At 63.3% G+C, this 23,914-nt stretch carries 22 protein-coding genes; 11 read left to right on the forward strand and 11 right to left on the reverse strand.

Features of this window, described 5'->3' with window-relative positions:
- Positions 1 to 11: 11 nt before the first annotated feature.
- The gene (locus tag F8N82_RS01865; protein WP_038993870.1) at positions 12 to 983 is read right to left on the reverse strand and encodes a 2-hydroxyacid dehydrogenase; all 972 of its coding nucleotides are present in this window, start codon (positions 981 to 983) and stop codon (positions 12 to 14) included.
- A 73-nt stretch (positions 984 to 1,056) separates the two neighbouring features.
- Positions 1,057 to 2,004 carry a LysR family transcriptional regulator gene (locus tag F8N82_RS01870; protein ID WP_038998784.1) on the reverse strand — a complete coding sequence of 316 codons (948 nt, stop codon included), beginning with the start codon at positions 2,002 to 2,004 and terminating at the stop codon, positions 1,057 to 1,059.
- Between the two features lie 186 nt (positions 2,005 to 2,190).
- On the opposite strand from F8N82_RS01870, the gene F8N82_RS01875 reads away from it, so the two are divergent.
- The 4 genes from F8N82_RS01875 to F8N82_RS01890 are packed head-to-tail and all read left to right on the forward strand — an operon-like array spanning position 2,191 to position 6,968.
- On the forward strand, positions 2,191 to 3,717 hold the full coding sequence (locus F8N82_RS01875) for an efflux transporter outer membrane subunit (RefSeq protein ID WP_038998785.1): 1,527 nt from the start codon (positions 2,191 to 2,193) through the stop codon (positions 3,715 to 3,717).
- Positions 3,714 to 5,900: an FUSC family protein gene (locus tag F8N82_RS01880; protein WP_038998786.1), complete on the forward strand. Its 2,187-nt coding sequence runs from the start codon at positions 3,714 to 3,716 to the stop codon at positions 5,898 to 5,900. The genes F8N82_RS01875 and F8N82_RS01880 overlap by 4 nt, the downstream gene beginning before the upstream one ends.
- The gene (locus F8N82_RS01885) at positions 5,890 to 6,090 is read left to right on the forward strand and encodes a DUF1656 domain-containing protein (protein WP_028943216.1); all 201 of its coding nucleotides are present in this window, start codon (positions 5,890 to 5,892) and stop codon (positions 6,088 to 6,090) included. Before F8N82_RS01880 ends, F8N82_RS01885 begins: the two co-directional genes overlap by 11 nt.
- An 11-nt stretch (positions 6,091 to 6,101) precedes the next feature.
- The gene (locus F8N82_RS01890) at positions 6,102 to 6,968 is read left to right on the forward strand and encodes an efflux RND transporter periplasmic adaptor subunit (RefSeq protein WP_038998788.1); all 867 of its coding nucleotides are present in this window, start codon (positions 6,102 to 6,104) and stop codon (positions 6,966 to 6,968) included.
- 52 nt (positions 6,969 to 7,020) lie between these two features.
- On the opposite strand, the gene F8N82_RS01895 is transcribed toward F8N82_RS01890, so the two are convergent.
- Positions 7,021 to 7,797 carry an enoyl-CoA hydratase gene (locus tag F8N82_RS01895; RefSeq protein WP_038998790.1) on the reverse strand — a complete coding sequence of 259 codons (777 nt, stop codon included), beginning with the start codon at positions 7,795 to 7,797 and terminating at the stop codon, positions 7,021 to 7,023.
- A 27-nt stretch (positions 7,798 to 7,824) separates the two neighbouring features.
- Positions 7,825 to 8,277: a universal stress protein gene (locus F8N82_RS01900; RefSeq protein ID WP_038999720.1), complete on the reverse strand. Its 453-nt coding sequence runs from the start codon at positions 8,275 to 8,277 to the stop codon at positions 7,825 to 7,827.
- 171 nt (positions 8,278 to 8,448) lie between these two features.
- Between F8N82_RS01900 and F8N82_RS01905 the strand changes: the two genes are divergently transcribed.
- The 5 genes from F8N82_RS01905 to F8N82_RS01925 all read left to right on the forward strand — a co-directional run bounded on the left by F8N82_RS01905 (position 8,449) and on the right by F8N82_RS01925 (position 14,591).
- On the forward strand, positions 8,449 to 9,354 hold the full coding sequence (locus F8N82_RS01905) for a LysR family transcriptional regulator (protein ID WP_038998791.1): 906 nt from the start codon (positions 8,449 to 8,451) through the stop codon (positions 9,352 to 9,354).
- A gap of 208 nt (positions 9,355 to 9,562) precedes the next feature.
- Positions 9,563 to 11,122, forward strand: a complete 1,560-nt coding sequence (locus F8N82_RS01910; protein ID WP_095162184.1) for an MFS transporter — start codon at positions 9,563 to 9,565, stop codon at positions 11,120 to 11,122.
- Between the two features lie 56 nt (positions 11,123 to 11,178).
- Positions 11,179 to 12,231 carry an HlyD family secretion protein gene (locus F8N82_RS01915; RefSeq protein WP_224793706.1) on the forward strand — a complete coding sequence of 351 codons (1,053 nt, stop codon included), beginning with the start codon at positions 11,179 to 11,181 and terminating at the stop codon, positions 12,229 to 12,231.
- The gene (locus F8N82_RS01920) at positions 12,228 to 13,694 is read left to right on the forward strand and encodes an efflux transporter outer membrane subunit (RefSeq protein ID WP_038998793.1); all 1,467 of its coding nucleotides are present in this window, start codon (positions 12,228 to 12,230) and stop codon (positions 13,692 to 13,694) included. Before F8N82_RS01915 ends, F8N82_RS01920 begins: the two co-directional genes overlap by 4 nt.
- Before the next feature lie 102 nt (positions 13,695 to 13,796).
- Complete coding sequence (locus F8N82_RS01925; protein ID WP_038998794.1) at positions 13,797 to 14,591, forward strand: SDR family NAD(P)-dependent oxidoreductase; 795 nt, start codon at positions 13,797 to 13,799, stop codon at positions 14,589 to 14,591.
- Between the two features lie 42 nt (positions 14,592 to 14,633).
- On the opposite strand, the gene F8N82_RS01930 is transcribed toward F8N82_RS01925, so the two are convergent.
- From F8N82_RS01930 to F8N82_RS01945, 4 genes are all read right to left on the reverse strand, one after another.
- Positions 14,634 to 16,325: an alpha-keto acid decarboxylase family protein gene (locus tag F8N82_RS01930; RefSeq protein WP_038998796.1), complete on the reverse strand. Its 1,692-nt coding sequence runs from the start codon at positions 16,323 to 16,325 to the stop codon at positions 14,634 to 14,636.
- Between the two features lie 49 nt (positions 16,326 to 16,374).
- On the reverse strand, positions 16,375 to 17,688 hold the full coding sequence (gene paaK, locus F8N82_RS01935) for a phenylacetate--CoA ligase PaaK (protein WP_038998797.1): 1,314 nt from the start codon (positions 17,686 to 17,688) through the stop codon (positions 16,375 to 16,377).
- A 190-nt stretch (positions 17,689 to 17,878) separates the two neighbouring features.
- Positions 17,879 to 19,021: an acyl-CoA dehydrogenase family protein gene (locus F8N82_RS01940; protein WP_038998798.1), complete on the reverse strand. Its 1,143-nt coding sequence runs from the start codon at positions 19,019 to 19,021 to the stop codon at positions 17,879 to 17,881.
- Between the two features lie 72 nt (positions 19,022 to 19,093).
- Complete coding sequence (locus F8N82_RS01945) at positions 19,094 to 19,507, reverse strand: acyl-CoA thioesterase (protein WP_038998799.1); 414 nt, start codon at positions 19,505 to 19,507, stop codon at positions 19,094 to 19,096.
- A 496-nt stretch (positions 19,508 to 20,003) separates the two neighbouring features.
- Between F8N82_RS01945 and F8N82_RS01950 the strand changes: the two genes are divergently transcribed.
- Together F8N82_RS01950 and F8N82_RS01955 are read left to right on the forward strand one after the other, a co-directional pair.
- Entirely contained in the window at positions 20,004 to 20,744 is a 741-nt protein-coding gene (locus F8N82_RS01950) for an SDR family NAD(P)-dependent oxidoreductase (protein WP_038998800.1), read from the forward strand.
- A 41-nt stretch (positions 20,745 to 20,785) separates the two neighbouring features.
- Entirely contained in the window at positions 20,786 to 21,700 is a 915-nt protein-coding gene (locus F8N82_RS01955; RefSeq protein ID WP_038998801.1) for an HpcH/HpaI aldolase/citrate lyase family protein, read from the forward strand.
- Here F8N82_RS01955 and F8N82_RS01960 read toward each other — a convergent pair.
- The 3 genes from F8N82_RS01960 to F8N82_RS01970 all read right to left on the reverse strand — a co-directional run bounded on the left by F8N82_RS01960 (position 21,680) and on the right by F8N82_RS01970 (position 23,893).
- Positions 21,680 to 22,372: a TetR/AcrR family transcriptional regulator gene (locus tag F8N82_RS01960; protein ID WP_141231051.1), complete on the reverse strand. Its 693-nt coding sequence runs from the start codon at positions 22,370 to 22,372 to the stop codon at positions 21,680 to 21,682. The genes F8N82_RS01955 and F8N82_RS01960 overlap by 21 nt on opposite strands.
- A gap of 299 nt (positions 22,373 to 22,671) precedes the next feature.
- Entirely contained in the window at positions 22,672 to 23,496 is an 825-nt protein-coding gene (locus F8N82_RS01965) for an SDR family oxidoreductase (protein WP_038998802.1), read from the reverse strand.
- 46 nt (positions 23,497 to 23,542) lie between these two features.
- Positions 23,543 to 23,893 (reverse strand): hypothetical protein, encoded by a 351-nt coding sequence (locus F8N82_RS01970; RefSeq protein ID WP_038998803.1) that lies wholly within the window; start codon positions 23,891 to 23,893, stop codon positions 23,543 to 23,545.
- Between the last annotated feature and the right edge of the window lie 21 nt (positions 23,894 to 23,914).

Raw genomic sequence — 23,914 nt, forward strand, 5'->3', positions numbered from 1 at the left:
GTACGTAACGCCTACTTCCACACCTGCGGATTGACCAGATCCCGCGGCCGTTCACCGAGCAAGGCACTGCGCAGGTTATCAATGGCGCGGTTGGCCATGGCTTCGCGGGTTTCGGCGGTAGCGGAACCGACGTGCGGCAAGGTCAGGGCGTTTTTCAGCTGGAACAGCGGCGACTGCGCCAGTGGCTCTTTCTCGTACACATCCAGCCCGGCGCCGCGAATGGTGCCGGCCTGCAATGCCTCCACCAGCGCCGCTTCATCGACCACCGGCCCACGGGAGACGTTGATCAGAAACGCACTGGGCTTCATCAACTGCAATTCACGGGTGCTGATCAAGTGCTTGGTCTGCGCCCCCAATGGCACCACCAGGCAGACGAAATCAGCTTGCGCCAACAGCTCGTCGAGGCTGCGGTACTGCGCGCCGAGTTCCTGTTCCAGCGCCGGCTTGCGGTTGTTGCCGCTGTAGATGACCTGCATGTTGAAGCCAAAGCGCCCACGTCGGGCGATGGCCGCGCCGATATTGCCCAGGCCAACGATGCCCAGGGTCTTGCCATGCACATCGCTGCCGAACTGCGCAGGGCCGACGGTGGCTTGCCATTGCCCGGCCTTGGTCCAGGCATCCAGTTCCGCTACCCGCCGCGCCGCACCCATGAGCAGGGCAAAGCCGAGGTCGGCGGTGCTTTCGGTGAGCACGTCGGGGGTGTTGGTCAGGGCGATGCCGCGCTGGTTGAAGTAGGCCAGGTCATAGTTGTCGTAGCCCACCGAGACGCTGGCGACCACTTGCAGCTTGGCGGCGTTTTCCAGCTGCGCCTGGCCAAGCTTGCGGCCGACGCCGATCAGGCCATGAGCCTGGGGCAAGGCTTCGTTGAACTGGGCGCTGATGTCGCCGAGCTTGGGGTTCGGCACGATCACGTTGAAGTCTTGCTGCAGGCGTTCGACCATCGCCGGGGTGATGCGGCTGAAGGCAAGGACGGTCTTTTTCATCGGCGAAATCTCTGCGGGCGGTGGAGAATGGGTAGCACGCTATCATTCCCCACCGCCGCTGTGCAGCAAGATTTCAGGTGGCGATGCGCAGTTCGTGGGTTTTCAGGTCGGCTTCGTGGGCGGCGAGAATCTCTGGCAGCGAGTTGCGCAGGTATTCGACCCAGGTCTTGATCTTGGCATCCAGGTACTGGCGCGACGGGTAGATCGCGTACAGGTTCAGCTCCTGCAAGCGGTACTCGGGCATCACCCGCACCAGCGAGCCATCACGCAGGCCCTCTATGGCCGAGTAGATCGGCAGCACGCCAACACCCATGCCGCTGCGAATCGCGGTTTTCATCGCATCGGCCGAGTTCACCTGGAACGGCGCCTGGGTAATGTTGACCACTTCCTGGCCTTCGGGGCCGTCGAACAGCCATTTTTCCAGGGGGATCACCGGGCTGACCATGCGCAGGCAGGCATGGTTGAGCAGGTCGCTGGGTTTGTGGGCGATACCGTGGCGCTTCACGTACTGGGGGGATGCGCAGACAATGCTGTAGGTGATGCCCAGGCGCTGGGAAACGAAGCCCGAGTCCGGCAGCTCGCTGGCCAGCACGATCGACACGTCGTAGCCCTCGTCGAGCAGGTCCGGCACGCGGTTGGCCATGGTCAGGTCGAAGGTCACGTCCGGGTGGGTTTCGCGGTAGCGGGCAATGGCATCGATGACGAAGTGCTGGCCGACCCCGGTCATCGAATGCACCTTGAGCTGCCCGGCCGGGCGCGCATGGGCGTCGCTGGCCTCGGCTTCGGCTTCTTCGACGTAGGTGAGGATCTGTTCGCAGCGCATCAGGTAACGCTTGCCGGCTTCGGTCAGGGCGATGCGCCGGGTGGTGCGGTTGAGCAGGCGGGTTTGCAGATGGGCTTCAAGATTGGAGACCGCCCGCGATACGTTGGCGGTGGTCGTATCCAGTTGCACGGCTGCGGCAGTGAAGCTGCCGACTTGCGCAACGCAACTAAAAGCACGCATGTTTTGCAGGGTGTCCATGGGTCGCTCTCAAAGTAGACGACAAATTGTGACATGAAGTAACCGGGGCGGTCTTCAGACTAAAGCCGGATTATCGCTGTTTTCGTAACAAAGATTCGCAGTAATGCACGCTTATCGCCAGTGCGGCGGCCCCCTAGAATTGCGTCTCCAAGCGTCATCCACCTTCTACGTCAGGAATTCGCAGCTGTGCCGCGTCGCATCATCAGAGCGCTCAATGCGCTCAGTGCCTGTGCCTTTAGCTTGACCTTGAGCGGCTGTATCGGAACTTGGGGCATTGCCCCGCAAAGCAAGACGCTGCAAGCCAATACCCTGACCACCGATGCGGCGATCCGTGAAGCCGCTCTCGACGCCCATTGGCCCGACCAGCAATGGTGGCGGGCCTACGGCGACCCGCAACTCGATCGCTGGATCGCCCTGGCCGTGCAAGACAGCCCGAGCATGGCCATGGCCGCTGCCCGTGTGCGCGAAGCCAAGGCCATGGCCGGGGTGGTCGAGTCGGCCGAAAAACTGCAGGTCAACGGCCAGTCGACGCTCAAGCGCCACAACTGGCCGGAAGACCAGTTCTATGGCCCCGGCGCACTGTCCGGTTCCAACACCTGGGACAACAATGCCGCGCTCGGTTTCAGCTACGCCCTGGACCTCTGGGGCCGCGAGCGCAATGCCAGCGAGCAGGCCGTGGACATGGCCCACATGAGCGTGGCCCAGGCCCGCCAGGCCCAGCTCGAGCTGCAGAACAACATGGTCAAGGTCTATATCCAGCTGTCGCTGCACTTTGCCCAGCGCGATATCGTCAAGGCCGAGCTTGAGCAGCAGGAGCAGATCCTGGCCCTGGCCGAACGGCGCCTGGCCGGCGGCATTGGCACTCATTTCGAGGTCAGCCAGGCGCAGACGCCGCTGCCGGAAACCCACCGCCAGCTTGACGCCCTGAACGAAGAAATCGCCCTGGCCCGCAATCAACTGGCAGCCCTGGCTGGCAAAGGGCCGGGCGCGGGTGCGCAACTGCAGCGTCCGCAGCTGGCGCTGGGCACCGCGCTGAAACTGCCCTCGGCTTTGCCCGCCGAACTGGTCGGCCAGCGCCCGGACGTGGTTGCCAGCCGCTGGCAGGTGGCCGCCCAGGCTCGCGGAATCGATGTCGCCCATGCCGGCTTCTTCCCCAACGTCGACCTGGTCGGTGGCCTGGGTTTCATGGCCACCGGCGGCGGGCCGCTGGAGTTTCTCACCGGGCGCAAGTTCAACTACAACGTCGGCCCTGCGATCAGCCTGCCGGTGTTCGATGGCGGTCGCCTGCGCTCGCAGCTGGGGGTTGCCTCGGCCGGTTATGACATCGCCGTGGCGCGCTACAACCAGACCGTGGTCGAGGCACTCAAGGGGATCTCGGATCAGTTGATCCGCCGTGAGTCGATGAACGAGCAGCAGCACTTTGCTGGCGAATCGGTGGCCTCGGCACAGAAGACTTACGACATCGCCATGATTGCCTTCCAGCGTGGCCTGACCGATTACCTCAATGTGCTCAACGCGCAGACCCAGTTGTTCCGCCAGCAGCAGATTCAGCAGCAGGTCCAGGCCGCACGCCTGAGTGCCCATGCTGAACTGGTTACGGCATTGGGTGGTGGCCTGGGTGCGGGCAACGACGTGCCGGGTGAAGACCGGCAACAGGCGCCGAAAACCCCGGCGACCCTGGCGATTTTCGACAAGCCGGTTCACCCCGAATGAGCGCACTGACCCTGCCGTTTCGCTGGCTGGCGACCCTGGAGTGGCGTCGCGGGTTCTTTGAGTGGGCGCGCACCGACGGGGTGACCTGGGTGTACATCTTCAAAGTCCTCAGCGCCGCCTTCCTGACCCTGTGGCTGGCCATGCGCCTGGAGCTGCCGCAACCGCGCACGGCGATGATCACCGTGTTCATCGTCATGCAGCCGCAGAGCGGCCATGTGTTCGCCAAGAGCTTCTACCGGCTGCTCGGCACCCTGGCTGGCTCATCGATGATGGTCGCGCTGATCGCGCTGTTTCCGCAAAACACCGAGCTGTTCCTGCCGAGCCTGGCGATCTGGGTCGGCCTGTGTTCGGCCGGTGCCATGCGCTACCGCACCTTCCGCGCCTATGGCTTCGTGCTTGCCGGTTACACGGCGGCGATGGTCGGCCTGCCGGCCCTGCAGCACCCGGACGGGGCCTTCATGGCCGCCGTGTGGCGGGTGCTGGAAATCTCCCTGGGGATTCTGGTTTCGACCCTGGTCAGCGCCGCGATTTTGCCGCAGTCGGCCAGTGCCTCGATGCGCAACGCCCTGTACCAGCGCTTCGGCGTATTCGCCGGCTTCGTTGCCGAGGGCCTGCGTGGCGACAGCCAGCGCGACCGCTTCGAAAGCAGCAACGTGCGCTTTATCGCCGAGGCCGTGGGCCTGGAGAGCCTGCGCAGCGTCACCGCTTTCGAAGACCCGCACATGCGCCGGCGCAATGGCCGCCTGGGGCGGATGAACAGCGAATTCATGGCCATCACCACGCGCTTCAACGCCTTGCACCAGTTGCTTGAGCGCTTGCGCTTGCGGGGGCCGCTGCAGATCGTCACCGCCATCGAACCCGGGCTCACCGCCCTGGCCGAGTTGCTCGACGCCTACGCCGGTCGCGGCCTCACCGAGCGCGATGCGGCGCGCCTGGCCGAACAGCTGGCCGCCTACAAGGAGGGCTTGCCCGAGCGCGTGCGCACCCTGCGTGCCGCGTATGTCGAGAGTGGCCCCAGCGATGCCGACCTGCTCGACTTTCACACCGCCTACGAGCTGCTGTACCGCTTCGTCGACGATATGCACAGCTATGCCCAGACCCACGCGTCCTTGACCGAGCACAACCATGCCCGCGAGCAGTGGGATGAGCCTTATGTGGCGCAGACCAACTGGATGGCCTCGCTGGCCGCCGGGGTGCGCGCCTCGTTCATCCTGCTGGTGCTGGGCAGCTTCTGGATTCTCACCGCCTGGCCGAGCGGGGCGATGATGACCCTGATCGCCGCCGCCACCGTCGGCCTCTCGGCGGCCACGCCGAACCCCAAGCGCATGTCGTTCCAGATGGCCTGCGGCACGTTGTTCGGTGCCTTTGTCGGCTTCTTCGAAACCTTCTTCGTGTTCCCTTGGATCGACGGCTTTCCGCTGCTGTGCCTGGTGCTGGCGCCGGTGTTCGTGTTCGGCGCGTTCCTCGCCTCGCGGCCGGCCTATGCCGGCTACGGGCTGGGTTTGCTGATCTTTTTTGCCACCGGTTCTGTGCCCGACAACCTGACCATCTACAACCCCTACAACTTCATCAACGACTACATCGCCATGGTCATCGGCATGCTGGTCTGCGCCGCTGCCGGGGCGATCATCCTGCCGCCCAACAGCCGCTGGTTGTGGAGCCGCCTGGAGCAGGACCTGCGCGCCCAGGTGCTGTATGCGATCAGCGGGCGCCTGCGCGGCCTCGGTTCGAGCTTTGAAAGCCGTACCCGCGACCTGTTGCACCAGGCCTACGGCCTGGCGGTCGGCCAGCCGCGGGTGCAGAGCAAGCTGCTGCGCTGGATGTTCGTGGTGCTTGAGGTCGGTCACGCGATTATCGAGCTGCGCAAGGAACAGGCGATTTTGCCGGTGCACCCTTGTTATGCCGAATCGCAGCCCTGGCGCCAGGCCATCCGCGTCATGGGCCGGGCCCTGGCACGCCTGTTCATGCAGCCGAGCGCGAGCAACCACGAGCGTGCGCTGGTGGCAGTGGATCACGCCATCAGCCGGGTGCAGGCCACCGACGAGCCGTTCGCCCGTCACTTCGACACCTCGGCCTTGCGCCGGGTGCAGAGCTACCTGCACTTCATTCGTACTTCCTTGCTCGACCCTCAGTCGCCGCTGGCCGAACTGGCCCCGGCCAAAGGACTGCCCCATGCCTCGTGAAATCGCCTTCCATGGCGTCTACATGCCGACCATGACCCTGATGTTCCTGTTCGCCGCCGGCCTTGCCTGGGGCCTGGACCGGTTTATCGCCAGTCATGACGGTTACCGCTTTTTCTGGCACCCGGCGCTGCTGCGCCTGTGCCTGTTTATCTGCCTGTTCGGTTCCATGGCCCTGACTCTCTACCGTTGAGACCTTTGTTGATGAAAAAGTTTTTCAGCCTGATCGCCACCTTGCTCGTGCTGGCCGCTGCCGTGGTGATCGGTCGCCAGCTCTGGGTGCACTACATGAACACGCCCTGGACCCGCGACGGGCGAGTGCGCGCCGATGTCATCAACGTCGCCGCCGATGTGCCGGGCTATGTGGTCGATGTGCCGGTGCGCGACAACCAGTTGGTGAAGAAGGGCGATGTGCTGCTGCAGATCGACCCCGAGCACTACGAAGTGGCGGTCAGGCAGGCCCAGGCACTGGTGGCCTCGCGCAAGGCCACCTGGGAAATGCGCAAGGTCAACGCCCATCGCCGCGCCGACATGGACAACCTGGTGATCTCGCGGGAGAACCGTGACGACGCCAGCAACATCGCCAACTCGGCGCTGGCCGATTACCAGCAGGCCCAGGCCCAGCTGGCGGCGGCCGAGCTGGACCTCAAGCGCACCCGGATCCTCGCCACGGTCGATGGCTATGTCACCAACCTCAACGTCCATCGTGGCGATTACGCGCGTACCGGCGAGGCGAAGATGGCGGTGGTCGACAAGGATTCGTTCTGGGTTTACGGCTTCTTTGAAGAGACCAAGCTGCCGCATGTGCGGGTAGGGGATCAGGCCGAACTGCAAATGATGAGCGGCGAACGGCTCAAGGGGCATGTCGAGAGCATCTCGCGCGGTATCTATGACCGCGACAACCCGGAAAGCCGCGAGCTGATCGCCGACGTCAACCCGACCTTCAACTGGGTGCGCCTGGCCCAGCGGGTGCCGGTGCGGATTCATATCGATGAAGTGCCGGAGGGCTTTTTGCTGGCGGCGGGGACCACCTGTACGGTGGTGGTCAAGCCTGGTCAGAAAGAGGGGTGAGCTGATCGCGGGGCAAGCCCGCTCCTACAGGGTCTAGGGCGGGCCAATTTTTTTAGCGATGCATGAACTGTGGCGCGCGTTTCTCGGCAAACGCGGCCATGCCTTCTTTCTGGTCCTCGATGGCGAAGGTCGAGTGGAACAAGCGCCGCTCCTGGCGCACGCCTTCGCTCAGGGTGGTCTCGAAGGCGCGGTTGACCGCTTCCTTGGCCATCATGCTGACCGGGCCGGAGTAGCTGGCAATCCGCGCCGCCGCCTGCAGGGCTTCGTCGAGCAGGGCCTGATCGCTGACCCGGCGGCTGACCAGCCCGCAACGCTCGGCTTCCTCGGCATCCATGGTGCGCCCGGTGAGCACCAGGTCCATGGTCTTGGCCTTGCCGATCGAGCGCGCCAGACGCTGGCTGCCACCGGCACCGGGGATGGTGCCGATCTTGATTTCCGGTTGGCCGAAGCGGGCGCTGTCGGCGGCGATGATCATGTCGCACATCAGCGCCAGTTCGCAGCCGCCACCCAGGGCGTAGCCGGCCACCGCAGCAATGCTCGGTTTGCGAAAGCTCGCCAGGCGTTCCCAGTCCACGGTCACGAAATCGCTGGTGTAGACATCCATGTAGCTGCGATCACGCATCGCCTTGATGTCGGCGCCAGCGGCAAATACGGTGTCGCCACCGGTCAGTACCAGCGCGCGCACACTGCGGTCCTGCTCGAGGTGATCGAGCACCCCCGCCAATTCTGCCGCCAGTTCACAGCACAGCGAATTGAGCACCTCGGGGCGGTTGAGGCGGATCAGGGCCACAGCACCGATCTGTTCCAGTTGCAGGTAATCGAGTTTCATCCGTGTCGTCTCGGTAAAGGGTAAGGGTCAGAGGTGGCGGGCATCGACCAGCACCGGGCAGCCGGCCTTGTCGATGACCTTGCTGCTGATCGATGGGTCGAGCATGCGGTCCAGCCGCGACAGGTGGCGATGGCCCATGACGATCAGGTCGCTCTCCAGACGCTTGGCCTCGGCGACGATGGTCGACAGTGGATCACCGTTGACCAGGTTGCCTTCGGCCTGGAAGCCACGGCTGCGCAGGTAATCCACTGCTTGTTGCATGGTCATGTCGGCCATTTGCTGTTCATGGCTGGCGGCCGGGTATTCGCTTTGGTCGAAGGCGCTGATGCGCCGGTTGTCCTCGGCCAGGGCATAGGCAACGTCGACCGCCAGCAGCACATGCAGCTGATGGCGCGCGGGTTCGCAGAAGCGGCTGACGGTTTCGAGGATGCCGCGGCTGCGCGCAGTGCCATCGATGGCGATCAGTACCGAGCTGTACATGGTGGCGGGCCCCATTCTGAATACAAAGAGCAGGCATTCTTGAAAAAGCGTGCGGCCGGGTAAATGGTGCGCGGTGCAATGACTAGTTGCGCAGAATGCAAGGGCTGGAAAACCTGCAGAAACTGGTAAGATTGCAGCGGATTCACTGAAATACTTGAATGGATGCTTACCATGCACTTTCCGGATATGAACTTGCTGGTTGCGCTGGATGCGCTGCTCGATGAAGGCAGTGTGGTCGGGGCGGCTCGTCGCATGAACCTCAGCCCGGCGGCCATGAGCCGTACCTTGACGCGTATTCGTCACGCCGTTGGCGACCCGATCCTGGTCCGCGCCGGTCGCGGCCTGGTACCGACCCCCAAGGCCATGGCCTTGCGCAGCCAGGTGCGCAGCGTGGTCGAACAGGCCGGGCAGGTGTTCAGCTCCAGTGACGAGGTCGACCTGCTGACCCTGGAGCGCTCGTTCAACCTGCGCGCCAACGATGTGTTCATCGCGCCGTTTGCCGCCCCTCTGTTGGAAACCATGCGCCAGCAGGCGCCGCGGACCGTGTTGCGGTTTGTCCCCGAAGGCGAGGGCGGTGACGAGGACGACAGCCTGCGTGATGGCCGCCTGGACCTGTACATCAGCGCCACGCGCAACCTCGGCCCGGAAATCAAGGTGCAAAGCCTGTTCGCCACCACCTTCGTGGGCCTGGCGCGGGTCGATCATCCGATCTTCAACGATGAGATTACCCCGGAGCGTTTCGCCGCCTTCGAGCAGATCAGCGTCTCGCGCCGTGGCCGCGCCACCGGGCCGATCGATTCCGCGCTGGCCGGGATGGGCCTGAGCCGGCGGGTGGCGTTGATCACCCCAAGCTTTCACTCGGCGATGTTCTCCCTGCCCGAATCCGACCTGCTGTTGCCCTTGCCCCAGCACGTGTTGCTCAGCGTGGCGCGCCTGGGCCTGCCGCTGCGTTCGTTCCGCATCCCCATGGCCCTGGAATCGGTGACCATCATGCAGGCCTGGCACCCGCGCTACGACAACGATCCCGCCCACCGCTGGCTGCGTCAGACGCTCAAGGAGTGTTGCAGCAAAGCCTGAGTGTTAACGTCAAGATTGATGCATTTGAGCGCTTATATATACCTGATTGTATAGTTGCGTCTCATGCAGCATAAAGCTGCGAATATGTCAGTTTTCGTCAGTAATCGGCCTCCATAGACTTGCCGGGTACCTCAATTACCCGGAGTTCTGAAGCCATGTGCGTGTCCCTGTTTTACCGTGCCCCTGCGCCTGTTCCCGGGGGCAGGCCATGAGTTCGCTGGAGGCCCTGGCCACCCCGGGTGCGGCGGTTGTCGCCGCACCGGCCCCGGCTCCGGCCAAGCCTGCGGCACCGGCCGCCTTCGGCCCGCGCATCGTCATCGGCCTGCTCGGTGTGCTGCTGGCGGTGCTGTGTGCCGGCCTCAACGAAATGGTCACGAAAATGGCCCTGGCCGATATTCGTGGTGGCATGCACATCGGCTCTGACGAAGGTTCGTGGCTGGTCGCCCTGTACTCGGCGACCTCGGTCTCGGCCATGGCCTTCGCGCCCTGGTGCTCGGTGACCTTTTCCCTGCGTCGCTTCACCCTCTGTGCCATTGGCGCCTTTGCCCTGCTCGGCCTGCTGTGCCCGTTCGCACCCAACCAGGAAACCCTGATGGTGCTGCGCACCCTGCAGGGCTTTGCCGGTGGCGCCTTGCCGCCGATGCTGATGAGTGTGGCGCTGCGTTTCCTGCCGCCTGGCATCAAGCTCTATGGCCTGGCCGGCTACGCCTTGACCGCTACCTTCGGCCCGAGCCTGGGCCTGCCGCTGGCGGGCATGTGGACCGAGTATGTCGGTTGGCAATGGGCGTTCTGGCAGATCATCCTGCCGTCGCTGCTGGCCATGGCCTGCGTGGCCTGGGGGCTGCCGCAAGACCCGCTGCGCCTGGAGCGCTTCAAGCAGTTTGACTGGCGCGGGTTGCTGCTGGGGCTGCCGGCCATCTGTTCGATTGTCATCGGCCTGAGCCAGGGCGATCGCTTCGGCTGGTTCAACTCGCCGCTGATCTGCTGGCTGCTGGGCGGCGGCCTGGCGCTGTTGGTGCTGTTCATGATCAATGAATGGTCGCACCCGCTGCCGTTCTTCAAGCTGCAGATGCTCAGCAACCGCAACCTCACCCATGCCCTGGTCACCTTGGGCGGGGTGTTGGTGGTGCTCTCGGCGGTGATCATCATTCCGTCCAGTTTCCTCGCCCAGATCCAGGGCTACCGGCCGGTGCAGACCGGCCCGGTGATGTTGCTGGTGGCCTTGCCGCAGTTGCTGGCGCTGCCGCTGACCGCCGCGCTGTGCAACATCCGCGCGGTGGACTGCCGCTGGGTTCTGGCCATTGGCCTGGGGATGCTGGCGGTGTCGTGCTTTGGCGGCACGATGATCACCTCGCAGTGGATTCGCGACAACTTCTACGTGCTGCAACTGTTCCAGATCTTCGGCCAGCCGATGGCGGTGATCCCGCTGCTGATGCTCGCCACGGGCGGCATGACCCCGCAAGACGGCCCGTTCGCCTCGGCCTGGTTCAACACCGTCAAAGGCCTGGCCTCGGTGGTCGCCGCCGGGGTGCTGGAGGCGCTCACCACCGTACGCCGGCATTTTCACTCGAACATGCTGGTGGACAACCTCGGTAACTCACCCCTGGCCGATGCCAGCGCCCCGGGCCTGGCCAAGCGTATCCATGAGCAGGCCGTAGTGCTGACCTCGGCCGACCTCTACCTGTGCATGGCGCTGTTGGCGCTGGCGTTGATCCTGCTGATTCCTTTTGTGCCCACCCGGATCTATCCACCCCGTGCGGTGGCATAGCGTTCCTGCTGAGAGAGAAAGTCGTAATGACCCTAAGTAAAAACCATAAATTGGCCATGATTGCAGCGGCGGTGATTATCGTCGGCGGCATAGCCTTCACTGCCTTGCCCTCGATCTTCGGTTCCGGCGGCGTGCAATCGACCAACGATGCCTATGTCTCGGCCGACTACACCGTGGTCGCGCCGAAAGTTTCAGGTTTCATCAAGCAGGTGCTGGTCGAGGACAACCAGCGGGTCAAGGCCGGGCAGACCCTGGCAGTGATCGATGATCGCGATTTTCAGGCCGCGCTGGCTGCGGCCGAAGCGCAGTTGCTGATGTCCAAGGCCCAGGCGCAGAACGCCAAGGCCACCCTGGAACGTCAGGCATCTTTGATTTCCCAGGCCCAGGCGACCGTGTCGGCCGACGAAGCGGAGCTGGCCTTCGCCAACCACGAACTGACCCGCCATAGCCGCCTGGCCGAGCAGGGCGCCGGCACCGTGCAGAACGCCCAGCAGGCGCGCAGCCGGGTCGACCAGGCCCGTGCCCGGCTGGCCAACTCCAGTGCGGCGCTGGCGGCGGCACGCAAGCAGATCGATATCCTCACCGCCCAGGTCGATGCGGCCCAGGGCGGCCTCAAGCATGCCGAGGCGGCGCTTGATCGTGCCCGCCTGGACCTGTCCTACACCACCATCGTCGCGCCGATCGACGGCATGGTCGGCGAGCGTGCGGTACGCGTGGGGGCCTACGTCAATCCGGGGGCGCGGATGCTCTCGGTGGTGCCGCTGGAGCGGGCCTATGTGATCGGTAACTTCCAGGAAACCCAATTGACCCACGTGATGCCCGGGCAAATCGTCGAGGTCAGCGTCGATACCTTTGCCGGCGAACGCCTGCGCGGTCGCGTGCAGAGTGTCGCCCCGGCCACCGGCCTGACCTTTGCGGCGGTCAAGCCGGACAACGCCACCGGCAACTTCACCAAGGTGGTGCAGCGCATTCCGGTGAAGATCGTCTTCGATGCCGACCAGCCGCTGCTCGAACGCCTGCGGGTGGGCATGTCGGTGGTGGCGAAGATCGACACCCAGAGCAAGGCCAAGGCCAAGGCCGAGGCGGGTAACGAGGTCAGTGTTCGATGAGAATTGCATACACGGCTTCGCCCCTGGTGCTTGGCGCCACGCTGACCTTGAGTGCCTGTACCGTCGGCCCGGATTTCGAAGCGCCGAAATCCAGCGCGCCTTCGGCCTGGCCGACGCTGCAAGAGCAGCCGGCGCCCAGCCAGCCCGTGCAAGCGCCGCTGGAGGCGCGCTGGTGGGAAACCTTCAACGACCGGCAATTGTCGGCGCTGATCCAGCGCGCAGTGGAGCGCAACATCGACCTGCAGATTGCCACCTCGCGGCTGATGCAAAGCCGCGCGGTGCGCATGAGCATCGCCTCCGACAAGTACCCGGCGGTGGACCTCAACGCCGGCTACAGCCGCGCGCGCAACAGTGCCGAAGGGCTCAACGACCCGTCCGGCAAGGGCGGCAAGTCGGCCTTCAACCTCTGGAACGGCGACTTCACCGCCTCCTGGGAACTGGACCTGTGGGGCCGCGTGCGCCGCGAAGTGGAGGCCGCTGACGCCAGCGTCGAAGTGGCCGAAAACGATCGCCAGGGTGTGCTGTTGTCGTTGCTGGCCGAAACCGCGCGTGACTACATTCAGTTGCGTGCGGTGCAGAGCACGCTGGCGGTGGTGCGCGAGAACCTGGATGTTTCCCGGCACAGTTTGCGCCTGTCGCAGATGCGCCTGAACGATGGCGTGGCGACCAACCTGGATGTCGCCCAGGCCGCCGCCCAAGTGGCTTCGATCGAGGCACGGGTGCCCGCCCTGGAAGACCGCCAGGCGCAATTGATCAACGCCTTGAGCCTGCTGCTGGCCGAACCGCCGCGCAGCCTGCAGAACGAATTGCTCGCGCCGGTCGAGTTGCCGCGCACGGCCCAGCGCTTTGCCATGGGCTTGCCATCGGAACTGGCCGAGCGCCGACCGGACATCCGGCAGGCCCAGGCCCAGTTGCATGCGGCCACGGCCAGCATCGGCGTGGCCAAGGCCAATTTCTACCCGAGTATCCGCCTGTCCGGCAGCGCCGGCTTCCAGTCGCTGCAGCTCTCGGACTTCGGTAACTGGAGTTCCCGCCGTTTTGCCATTGGCCCGCAGTTGAGCCTGCCGATCTTTGAAGGCGGGCAGCTCAAGGGCGTACTCAAGCTGCGCGAGGCGCAACAGCAGGAGGCAGCGTTGCAGTACCAGCAGGTGGTATTGCGCGCCTGGCACGAAATCGACGATGTGCTGCGCTTGTACAACGCCAGCCAGTTGCGTCGTGACTTGCTTGACGAAGCCGTGCGCCAGAGCCGGGTGGCCCTGGATACCGCGCAGCGCCAGTACGTGGAAGGCGCGGTGGACTTTCTCAACGTGTTGACCGTGCAGGGCACGCTGCTGGCCAACCAGGAGCAGTGGGTCGAAAGCAGCGCGGCGACCTCGCTGGCGATGGTCGGGTTGTACAAATCCCTGGGCGGCGGTTGGCAATCTTTTGCGCCTTCGCTCCAGGCCACTGCCGAACTTGAATGAAGGCAGTGGTCAAACAGCCATGAGGCCGTGGCCAACAGCCTGTGGGGCTGTTGGCGGCGTGCTGTTTGTGGGCTCACATTTCATCCATATAAGGACGCAGGTATGAATATTTCCTTGCACGGCAAACGTGCGATCGTCAGCGGCTCCACGGCCGGTATCGGCTTTGCCATTGCCTTCGGCTTGGCCGAAGCGGGCGCTGAGGTAGTGATCAACGGGCGCAGCAAGGCACGGGTGACCCGCGCGATCGAACAGATCCAGCGCAAGTTGCCGGGCGCGCGAGTGACCGGTGTGACGGCCGACCTGGGAACTGTCGAGGGGGCCGAGACGCTGTTTGCCAAGGTGCCGGATACCGACATTCTGGTGAATAACCTGGGGATCTTCGAACCCAAGGGCTTCTTTGACATCAGCGACGATGACTGGCGGCGTTTCTTCGAGGTCAACGTGATGAGCGCGGTGCGCCTGTCGCGTCACTATGCCCCGGCCATGGCCGAGCGTGAATGGGGCCGGGTGTTGTTCCTGTCGAGTGAATCGGCGTTGCAGATCCCGACCGAGATGGTTCATTACGGCACCACCAAGACCGCCTTGCTGGCGGTGTCCCGCGGCCTGGCGGAAACCCTGGCCGGTACCGGGGTGACTGTCAACGCGGTGTTGCCGGGGCCGACCCGCTCGGAAGGCGTCGGTGGCTTCTTCAGCCAGATGGCCGAAGAGCAGGGTGTGCCTGTCGAGGAGCTGGAAGCCAACTTCATCGCCGAGCATCGTTCCAGCTCGATCATCAAGCGTCTGGCGACGGTCGAGGAAGTTGCCAGCCTGGTGGTCTACCTGGCCTCACGTCAGGCCAGTGCCACGACCGGTGCGGCCATGCGCGTGGATGGCGGGGTGGTCCGCTCGATTGCCTGATCACCCGCGGCCTGGGCGACTGCGGTCGCCCAGGCCCGGGTTTCAGCTGGCGATTGCCGGCTGGGTGAGCGGTTGCAGGCCGTAGTCGAACTCGGCAAACAGGCGGGCGAAGCGCTTGAGTGATTCCGGCGCGTCCATGCGTTCCATCACCACTTCAATGAACACCAGGCTGTCAGCGCCTTCAGCTTCGACCAGGGCGGCTTCCAACTGATCTTCGGTATGCACGGTGAAGTGCCGCGAGCGATCGCGGGTATCGAGCACCTGCGGCAGTTGCGCGTAGCGCCAGGGGTTGATGTCGTTGTAACTGGAATTCTCGCCGAGGATCAGACGCTCGATGGTGTAGCCATCGTTGTTGATCAGGAAGATCACCGGCTTGAGCTGGTGGGCGAGGATGGTCGACAGCTCTTGCACGGTCATCTGCAACGAGCCGTCACCAATGAACAGCATCTGCCGCCGTTCCGGTTGGGCCAGCAGGCTGCCGAGCAGGGCCGGCAGGGTGTAGCCGATCGAGCCCCAGATAGGCTGGGTGATGTAGGTCACGCCGCTGGGCATGCGCAGGCCGTTGAGCCCCGCCGAAGACGTCCCGCTTTCAGCAATGATCAGCTCGTCGCCCTTGATCAGGTGCGCCATGCGCTGCCAGAAGCGCAACTGGCTGAGCGGTTGCTCAGGCAAGGCGCGCACGGCTGGCGGTGCGCTGAACGGTGGAATCTGCCGCGGTGTGGCGCGAAGTGTCGGCGGTTGCTGAACGAGTTTCTCCAGCACCTGGCGCATGCTCACCGCGTTGTAGTGCACTTTGCCCAGCGAGGCGGCATACGGCTGCAACTGGATCAGCGCGCCGTCTTTGAATTTTTGCGAGAACAGCGCGGTGCTGGTGTCGGTGAAGCGGGCGCCGATGCTGATCACGCAATCGGCTTGCTCGATGGCTTCGCGCACGCTCGGTGCCGAGCCCGCACCGGCATAGGTGCCGAGGAACAGCGGATGCGACTCGGGCAGCATGGCCTTGGCTGGCGGCAGATTGGCAAAGGGCAGATCGAGGCGCTCGATCAGTTCGAGCACCTGTGCGCTCAGGCCGAAACGCTCGACATCGATGTCCACCAGCAATACCGGGTTTCTGGCACTGGCCAGGCGCTGCTGCAGTTGGCTGACCACGCTGTGCAGTTGGCCGGGCTCGCTGCGGGTCTCGCTCAGCTGCAGCGGCGTGTCGGGCACTTCGATGTGCAGGCAGGCCAGGTCCGACGGCAGTTGCAGGTACACCGGGCGGCGTTCGCGGAAACAGGTCTGCAGCACCCGGTCGATTTCCTGGGCGGCGTTTTCCACGGTAATGCGCGCCTGGGCCACGGTGAACTGGCGCAAGGTGACCATGATGTTGTCGTAGTTGCCGTCGCACAGGGTGTGGTGCATCAGGGCGCGGTCGATGATCGCGTGCAAGGGCGGCATGCCGGAAATCATGATCACCGGGACCCGCTCGGCATAGGCGCCGGCAATGCCGTTGAGGGCGCTCAAGTCGCCAACCCCGTAGGTGGTCAGTACCGCGCCAAAGCCCTGGGTGCGGGCGTAGCCGTCGGCGGCATAGGCGGCGTTGAGTTCGTTGCAGTTGCCAATGAAGCGCAGCTCGGGCAGGGCTTCGACCTGTTCGAGCAGGGTCAGGTTGTAGTCGCCGGGCACGCCGAACAGATGGCGGATGCCGAATTCCTGCAGGCGACGCAGGAGAAAATCGCCAATGGTCATATCCATGATGGGGTCAACCTCGTGAGTCCTTTGAGGGGGGACGGGCAACAGGCCTTTAGCGTTTGCCGCGCAGATCGATGACTTTTCCGGCCTTGCCTTCAGAGCGCTTGAGGGTGTTGCACGGCTGCAGGACGATTCGCGTGCTGATGCCCACGTGCACCTTGATCTGGTGGCTGAGCTGCTGGCAGGCAGCAAGCTGCTCCTCGGTACTCAGACGGCTGTGTTCCGGGCGCATCTCGACCTGGACCGTCAACGAGTCGAGGTTGCCCTCGCGACTGACCTGCAGCTCATGCACAGGGCTGAAGATGAACAGGTTGAGCAGTTGTTCCTCGATCTGGCTGGGGAACACATTCACGCCGCGGATGATCAGCATGTCGTCGCTGCGCCCGGTGATCTTGTCCAGCCGCCGCATGGCCCGGCCATTGCCCGGCAGCAGGCGGGTAAGGTCACGGGTGCGGTAGCGCACCATCGGCAGTGCTTCCTTGCTCAGGGTGGTCAGGACCAGTTCGCCGAACTGGCCGTCGGGCAGCACTTCGCCGGTTTGCGGGTCGATGATTTCCGGGTAGAAATGGTCTTCCCAGAGGGTCGGTCCATCCTTGGTGTCCAGGTGCTCCATGGCCACGCCCGGGCCCATGACTTCCGACAGGCCGTAGATATCCAGGGCCTGAATACCCAGGCGTTGCTCAAGCTCGGTACGCATCTGCTGGCCCCAGGGCTCGGCCCCGAAGATCCCGACCCGCAGCGACAGCTCGTGGGGGTTGATGCCCTGGCGCTCGATTTCTTCGGCGATGTTGAGCATGTACGAAGGGGTGACCATGATGATGTCGGGCTGGAAGTCCTTGAGCAGTTGCACCTGGCGTGCCGTTTGGCCGCCGGACATCGGGATCACCGTGCAGCCGAGTTTCTCGGCGCCGTAGTGGGCGCCCAGGCCACCAGTGAACAGGCCGTAGCCATAGGCGATATGGATCCGGTCGCCGCGCTTGCCGCCGGCGGCGCGGATCGAGCGGGCCACCAGCGCGGACCAGACCTCGATGTCGTTGCGGGTGTAGCCGACCACGGTCGGTTTGCCGGTGGTGCCGCTGGAGGCGTGCAGGCGTGACACCTGGTCCATGGGCACGGCGAACAGGCCGAAGGGGTAATGCTCGCGCAGTTCAGCCTTGCTGGTCAGCGGGAAGCGGGCCAGGTCTTCGAGAGACTCCAGGTCATAGGGGTGCACGTCGCGGGCATGGAACTGCTCGCGGTACCACGGCACGTTGTTGTAGGCGTGGGCCAGGCTCTGGCGCAGGCGCAGCAACTGATGCGCGCGCAGTTCATCGAGGCTGGCGTGTTCGTAGCGGTCGTCGACGGGCTGAGCAAAGGCAGCAGGCATCTGGGCGACGGGGGTTCTGTGCAGGGGTATCGATTTGGTTGGCATCCGATCTGCTCTCTTCATGGATGGGCGGAGTAAAAGGCAGGCAGAATCCCGCCGCCGTGCCACACCGGGCAGGACCGTAGGGTGCCTGGCCGGCGTGGTGGCAGGGGTTGCGAAAAAAGGCTTGCGGGCTGCTGGCTCGACCGCTTCAGGCGGCCTGTGTCAGGCGTAGCAGCTGGTTGAAGATGTTCTTCTGGTGCATTTCTTCGGTGCCGCCGACGCTGGCGAAGCCCAATGCATCCTTGACCAGGTTGGCGATGTCGCCTTCGTGGTAACCCAGGCTGCCATACAGCTTGAGCAGGCTGATGGCGCTGTTGATGAAGTCCTGTGCCGCGCCGAGCTTGGCGATCGAGCAGCTCATCAACGCCTGTGGATGGTCATTGAGCAGTTGATCGAGGGCGGCGTACACCATCCAGCGATTGCGCTCCATGCCCATGGCCAGATCCACCAGGCGCTTTTGCACGTACTGGTGGTTGTCGATGGCGCTGTTGAAACTTTGCCGCTGCGCCGCGTACTGCATGGCCTCGGTCAGGAACGGCGTCGGCAGGTTGGCGGCGACCAGGCCGTAGTACAAGCGCCCCAGGGAAATGATCTTGATCAACTGCTGCAGCCCGCGACCCGGCTGGCCGAGGACCTGCGACGCCGGGATGGCCAGGTTGTCAAAGTGCAGGGGACCGGTGGGCAGGTGCTTGTTGCCGAGCTTGTCGTCGGGTTCGCCGCGGGTCAGGCCCGGGGTGTCCTTGTCGATCATGACCAGGGCGATGTTGGCTTTGGCGTCGGTGTCCAGCTTGGTCACGATCAGCATGAAATCGGCCACTGGCGCGTGGGCGATATTGAACTTGCTGCCATTCAGGCGATAACCGTCGGCGACCGGCGTCAGCAGGCTGTGGATGCTGCGCACATCGGTACCGGTACCCGGTTCGGCAATGCCGGTGGCACTCAGTGCGCCGTTGAGGATCGCGGTCAGGTAGCGGTCTTTCTGTTCGTCACTGCCGTACAGCATCAGCGCGCGAACCATGCCGGCCTGGGCGATCACCGAGAGCAGCAGTTCCGGGGTGCGGATCGACGAGGCCAGGCCTTCGAGGGCGGCGGTAAAGCCCCACCAGTCCTCGCCCAGGCCGCCGTGGCTGGCCGGAATCACCAATTGCCAGAGGCCGGCATCGCACAGGCGTTGCCAGCCGTAATGATCGAAACCGGGCGCTGCGGTTTTGCGGGCGGTGGCCAGCTCGGCACCGATTTCCCGATATTTCACCAGCAACTCATGTTGCTGCGGAGTCCAGGAGAGTTTCATTGCTAGGTTACCTTTGCAGTCTGTTCGCCGGCCGCAAGGCGCCCGGCGAAACCGTCATCCTTGAGCGGCTGCTCAGCCTTCCTGGAACGCCAGGACCTGATCCTTGAATGCTTGCGGTACAGGGATGGTGGATTGTTTGTCGTAGTCGAACATGACGTGGTAGGACTTGGCCTTGGCGACCACTTCCTTGCTGTCGTCGTGACGGCGCATGGTGTGTTCGATTTCAAAGCTCTTGGTGCCGAACTTCACGACTTCGCTGGTGACCACCAGGGTTTCGCCGTACATGGCTTGCTTGATGTAGTCGCATTCGCTGCGGACCATGATGTGCGGAAGCTTTTCGCTCTTGGGCAGTTTCAGCAGATCGTGCATGTAGCAGAGGTAGGCGTGTTGCATGTAGTCATAATAAATCGGGCTGCTGACATGACCCATCGAGTCGGTGTCGCGGTATTTGATTTCAATGACGGTGTCAAAACCCTTGTTGCTCATCGTGAACGTCCTTTTATTGATTTGTGGGGCTGAAGATTGCAAAAAATTTGAAACATTGTTGATGGGGGAAGTGTCACTTTTAACAACGTTTCAATTTGTTTCGTATCCTAGGCAAGTTGCCATCTTATGGCTACTCGCATTCAAATAACCGACTGCGCTGCTGCGTGATTACCCAGGTGCAGTGCAGGAAATACGCGGGCTTGCTGGATTTTAAATGAACCTTATGGTTCGTTATGGGGCGCTGCGTCGATTTGCCGCGATGAAAATAAAATGGATTTGCAAGTTGCTCGCATTTCCTCGGCGATAACGAGTCAAGGCAGCGAATATTTAGGCGGTTTGTTAAATGCGAGTTGAATATGCGCGCGCTGCGGCGTGGCCCCGTTATTGTCAGGGTCAAGTAAGCGAGTAGTTGTTGTGGCGACATTCTTTTAGCATGTCGAACAGGCGTGAGCTGGTAATCAAAGGTTCACGGTTTGCCTCAAGGAGTGCTGTTGATATGTTGGAACAAATCAAGGTTGCCGTGGTGACCGGCGGCGCTAGCGGCATCGGCGCGGCAACAGCCCGACAGTTGGCTGGCGAGGGTTATCGAGTGGCCTGCCTGGACCTCGATGGCGCCGGGCTGGCAACTACGCTGGCGGCAATCGGCCCGCAGCATCGCAGCTTCACCCTGGACTTGTGTGATGAGCAGGCGGTGGCCGCGGCGTTCAGCGAAATCGAACACTGGCAGGGCCGCGTCGATGTCCTGGCGACCTGCGCCGGCATCGTTGATACCGCGCCTTTCGATCAATTGAGCGTTGCGCGGCTGCGCCAGTTGCTGGATATCAACCTGATCGGCACCTTCGCCGTGGTGCAGCAGGCCGTACGCCTCATGCCGGCAGGCGGACGTGTCTGCACCGTAGCCAGTGTCGCCGGCATTCGCGGTGGCGGCTTGGCCGGCACCCTGGGTTATGCCACCAGCAAGGGCGCGGTCATTACCCTGAGCAAAGGCCTGGCGCGTGAACTCGGGCCGCGCGGTATCAACGTCAACTGCGTCGCCCCGGCCGTGATTCGCACGCCGATGCTCGATGACACCACCCGTGACGCCGGCAAACTTGAACAACTGCACGGCATGACGGCCCTGCGCCGTGAAGGTAGCGCCGAGGAAGCCGCCGAAGTGATCTGCTGGTTGCTATCGGGCAAGGCTTCCTTCGTCAGCGGTACCACTATCGCCGTCGATGGCGGCCTGGCGATGCTCTAATTTTTCCGCTGTTTTTTCTTTTTCCCATACAGGACGTAATCATGGCTGTTTCCAAGGACAATCCCCTGGCGCTTTGCCGCACCTTCTTCTTCATTCCGGGCGCCGACGAAGCGGCACTGCTCGATGCGCTCAACGGTGGCGGCGACGTGCTGGTCCAGGAACTGGAAGATTTCACCCCGGTCTCCCGTCGCGCCGAAGCGCGAGCGCTATCGGTGCGCATCATGCAGCACTGGCGTGAGTGCGGGCGAATCAGCTCGGTGCGCATCAACCCGTTCGAAACCTGCGGCTACGAAGACCTCGAAGCGGTCATGGCCGCGCGTCCGCAAGTGGTGATGATGTCCAAGGTCGAGGCGTGCGAGCAGATGATCGAGCTGGACAAGCAGATCACTCGCCTGGAAGCACACTACGCGATTGAACCCGGGTCGACCTTGATCGTGCCGAACATCGAAACCGCACTGGGGGTGGTCCGGGCCATCGAGATTGCGCACTCCAGCCCGCGGATCAAGGCAATGCTGGTCGCCACCGAAGACATGGTCGCCGACCTGGGCGCCGGGCGCAGCCGCGCCGGTACCGAACTCTACTACCCGCGTTCGCGGTTTTTGCTCGAATGTGCGGCGGCGGGGGTACTGGCCATCGACTCGCCGTACACCTTTGCCGATGACACCGGCGCCGAGGCGGATATGCAATTTGCCCGATCCATCGGCTACCAGGCCAAGGGCGTGGTCAATCCGGCCCATGTGGCTGTCGCCAACCGCTACCTGACACCGACAGCCGCAGAGGCCGAGTTGGCACAGCGGCAGATCGAGGCGTTCGAACAAGCGGCCAGTACCGGCAGTGTGCGCGCCGAAGTCGATGGCCTGGTGGTGGAAGTGCCTAGCTACCTGCAATCACGGCGTTTGCTGGAACGCTACGAGCAGTTGCAGCGAGTGCAGGTTTCACGCGGCGGGAATGCGTGAATGGGCCAGAGTGCTGTTGGCGCTGTCGAGCAAGTACGGGCGCAGGGTGAAGACCGGGTTCGGGCTTGAGCACAGCAGCCCGGTTACCGAGCAACTGATGGCCTGTTCGATTTCCACCTGGCTGATTTGCGGTGCATCGAGGATGTAAGCCTTGACCATCGAGGTGATCATCTGTGCCGTCAGCCAGGCGGCCGACTGCAGGTTGGAGTGCGCCAATTGGTGGCTCCAGCGCTGCAGCAGGCACTCGATCGACTGGGAAATGCGCGCTTTGTACTGGTGTTCGCTGGATTCATTGCTGAGGAAGGCGAAATCCTTGTCGAGCAGCCGATGCAGCTCCGGTTCCTGCAGGTGCAAGTGCAACAGGGCGCGTACCAGCAGCTTGATGTGCGCCTGCAGGTCGGCCACTTCGTACTGGCCGGCGACATCGAGGATTACCCGGTTGACCGACTGCGCGTGGCGTTCGTAGAGGGCGGCGATCAGCGCATCCTTGTTCGGGAAGTACTGGTACACCGAGCCGACACTGACCCCGGCGCGCTGGGCCACCAGGTTGGTGTTGGTACCGGCGTAGCCGTGCTTGACCACGACGGTGGCGGTAGTTTTGAGGATGGTCTCGACCATCATCCTCGAGCGTGCTTGTGTGGGTATCTTGCGGGGAAGTTGAGCTTGTTTCACGAATGACTCCAGAATTTACCTGATCGCATTTGTGAGAAAGACTGCCAGCCAGACCACGGGGCTCCGATCCTGGAGGTTTTTCCCTGAATGTCTTTGAGCCGGCTGTGTTTCTCCGCCCACACATGGGCTATGCAAGCCCTGACTCAAGGGCGGGCAAGAACACAGCTGGCTGGCGCAGTCGTTCAAATACGGTAGGGATTCTTCGCCTTGGCGACGCTTTGGAAAATGCTCTGGCGTGCAATTTATAGTTAGCGATAGGGTCAGCTATCGCAGGCTCGCGTCCCCGAAAACCGGGAAGATCACAGCATCCGGTTCAAGCCGAAACGTTTTTTCAGGACCTTTTGCAGCATACCGTTGGGCAGCCAGCTGGCCAGTAGCGGCAATGCCCGGCTGCCATTGCCCAGGCGCACCAGCGCAGGCGACGGGTTTTTCTGCACGGCCGCAAGCACGCCTTTGGCGAACTCGGCGGCCGGTGTCGGGTTGTCCTGGGAGGCGCGGGCGCGGGCGCGGATGCCTTCGCGCAGCGGCCACCAGGGCGAGGTTTGGTCGAGCAATTGCTCGGCCTCGCGCCCGGCATTACTGGCGAACTGCGAGGCGATTGCCCCCGGCTGCACCTCCATGACCCGTACGCCAAAAGGTGCCAGCTCCAGGCGCAGGGCGTCGCTCAGCGCATGGACTGCGGCTTTGGAGGCGCAATAGGCGCCGGCGAACGGAGTCACCAGCACCCCGGAGACGCTGCCAATGTTCACCACCAGGCCCCGATTGCGCCGCAGTAAGGCAAACAGTGCACCAGTGACGCCCACTGGGGCGAAGACGTTGGTCTCGAATTGCCGGCGCATGGCCTCGACGCCGCCGTCGAGCAGTGGGCCCATGGCACCGTAACCGGCATTGTTGATCAGCACATCGAGGCCATGGCCGTGCTGTTCCAGCTCACCCGCCAGTTGGCTCAATGCGGCCGGGTCGTTGACGTCCAGCTGGCGGGCGGTGAAGCCCATGTCTGCCAGGCGCTGAACATCTTCAGCCTTGCGCGCGGTGGCCCAGACTTCAAAGCCCGCATTGTTGAAAACGTCGGCCAGGGCCAGGCCGATACCGCTGGAGCAACCGGTGATCAAGACGTTGGGCATGTTGTGCTGTCCTTGAGCTGCGAGGGGGGCAGCCAAGGATCATACGTCATCGCTGTACAAGTTCATCCAGGGCTTTTTTCAGTTGCTCGACGCTGGCGCCGGTGGCCAGTAGCTTGCGTACTCCCCGGGTGTTGAAGAGCAATTGCGTGGGAACCACCTCTACTTTGCGTCGCGGCATCAGGCTGCGAAAGGTATGGAAAGTTGTTAGATAAAAATCGACCTGAGCGCTGTAGCCACTTTTAGCCAGAGCAATGAGGTTGTCTTTGCCGGTAGTGCAGGCTGGGCAACCTTCCTCGTGGACCCAGATGACCAGAGGCCTGAGCAAGCGTTGCTTGCGCTTGAGGCGCTGCACCACCTGCGCAAATTCGTCTTGTACCGCATCGGATGTATCGACCATGGCGTGCCTCGGCAATGCTGA

The sequence above is a fragment of the Pseudomonas fluorescens genome, from assembly GCF_902497775.2.
In the GTDB taxonomy this organism is placed as follows: Bacteria; Pseudomonadota; Gammaproteobacteria; order Pseudomonadales; family Pseudomonadaceae; genus Aquipseudomonas; species Aquipseudomonas putida_F.

What these genes read in the sequence shown, in the direction of transcription:
- F8N82_RS01905 (WP_038998791.1), top strand. Translation starts at nt 8,449, where the DNA reads ATGCACTTTCCGGATATGAACTTGCTGGTTGCGCTGGATGCGCTGCTC.
- F8N82_RS01925 (WP_038998794.1), top strand. Translation starts at nt 13,797, where the DNA reads ATGAATATTTCCTTGCACGGCAAACGTGCGATCGTCAGCGGCTCCACG.
- F8N82_RS01870 (WP_038998784.1), bottom strand. Translation starts at nt 2,004, where the DNA reads ATGGACACCCTGCAAAACATGCGTGCTTTTAGTTGCGTTGCGCAAGTC.
- paaK (WP_038998797.1), bottom strand. Translation starts at nt 17,688, where the DNA reads ATGCCTGCTGCCTTTGCTCAGCCCGTCGACGACCGCTACGAACACGCC.
- F8N82_RS01915 (WP_224793706.1), top strand. Translation starts at nt 11,179, where the DNA reads ATGATTGCAGCGGCGGTGATTATCGTCGGCGGCATAGCCTTCACTGCC.
- F8N82_RS01890 (WP_038998788.1), top strand. Translation starts at nt 6,102, where the DNA reads ATGAAAAAGTTTTTCAGCCTGATCGCCACCTTGCTCGTGCTGGCCGCT.
- F8N82_RS01965 (WP_038998802.1), bottom strand. Translation starts at nt 23,496, where the DNA reads ATGCCCAACGTCTTGATCACCGGTTGCTCCAGCGGTATCGGCCTGGCC.
- F8N82_RS01880 (WP_038998786.1), top strand. Translation starts at nt 3,714, where the DNA reads ATGAGCGCACTGACCCTGCCGTTTCGCTGGCTGGCGACCCTGGAGTGG.
- F8N82_RS01900 (WP_038999720.1), bottom strand. Translation starts at nt 8,277, where the DNA reads ATGTACAGCTCGGTACTGATCGCCATCGATGGCACTGCGCGCAGCCGC.
- F8N82_RS01865 (WP_038993870.1), bottom strand. Translation starts at nt 983, where the DNA reads ATGAAAAAGACCGTCCTTGCCTTCAGCCGCATCACCCCGGCGATGGTC.
- F8N82_RS01910 (WP_095162184.1), top strand. Translation starts at nt 9,563, where the DNA reads ATGAGTTCGCTGGAGGCCCTGGCCACCCCGGGTGCGGCGGTTGTCGCC.
- F8N82_RS01950 (WP_038998800.1), top strand. Translation starts at nt 20,004, where the DNA reads ATGTTGGAACAAATCAAGGTTGCCGTGGTGACCGGCGGCGCTAGCGGC.
- F8N82_RS01885 (WP_028943216.1), top strand. Translation starts at nt 5,890, where the DNA reads ATGCCTCGTGAAATCGCCTTCCATGGCGTCTACATGCCGACCATGACC.
- F8N82_RS01895 (WP_038998790.1), bottom strand. Translation starts at nt 7,797, where the DNA reads ATGAAACTCGATTACCTGCAACTGGAACAGATCGGTGCTGTGGCCCTG.
- F8N82_RS01920 (WP_038998793.1), top strand. Translation starts at nt 12,228, where the DNA reads ATGAGAATTGCATACACGGCTTCGCCCCTGGTGCTTGGCGCCACGCTG.
- F8N82_RS01955 (WP_038998801.1), top strand. Translation starts at nt 20,786, where the DNA reads ATGGCTGTTTCCAAGGACAATCCCCTGGCGCTTTGCCGCACCTTCTTC.
- F8N82_RS01940 (WP_038998798.1), bottom strand. Translation starts at nt 19,021, where the DNA reads ATGAAACTCTCCTGGACTCCGCAGCAACATGAGTTGCTGGTGAAATAT.
- F8N82_RS01945 (WP_038998799.1), bottom strand. Translation starts at nt 19,507, where the DNA reads ATGAGCAACAAGGGTTTTGACACCGTCATTGAAATCAAATACCGCGAC.
- F8N82_RS01930 (WP_038998796.1), bottom strand. Translation starts at nt 16,325, where the DNA reads ATGGATATGACCATTGGCGATTTTCTCCTGCGTCGCCTGCAGGAATTC.
- F8N82_RS01970 (WP_038998803.1), bottom strand. Translation starts at nt 23,893, where the DNA reads ATGGTCGATACATCCGATGCGGTACAAGACGAATTTGCGCAGGTGGTG.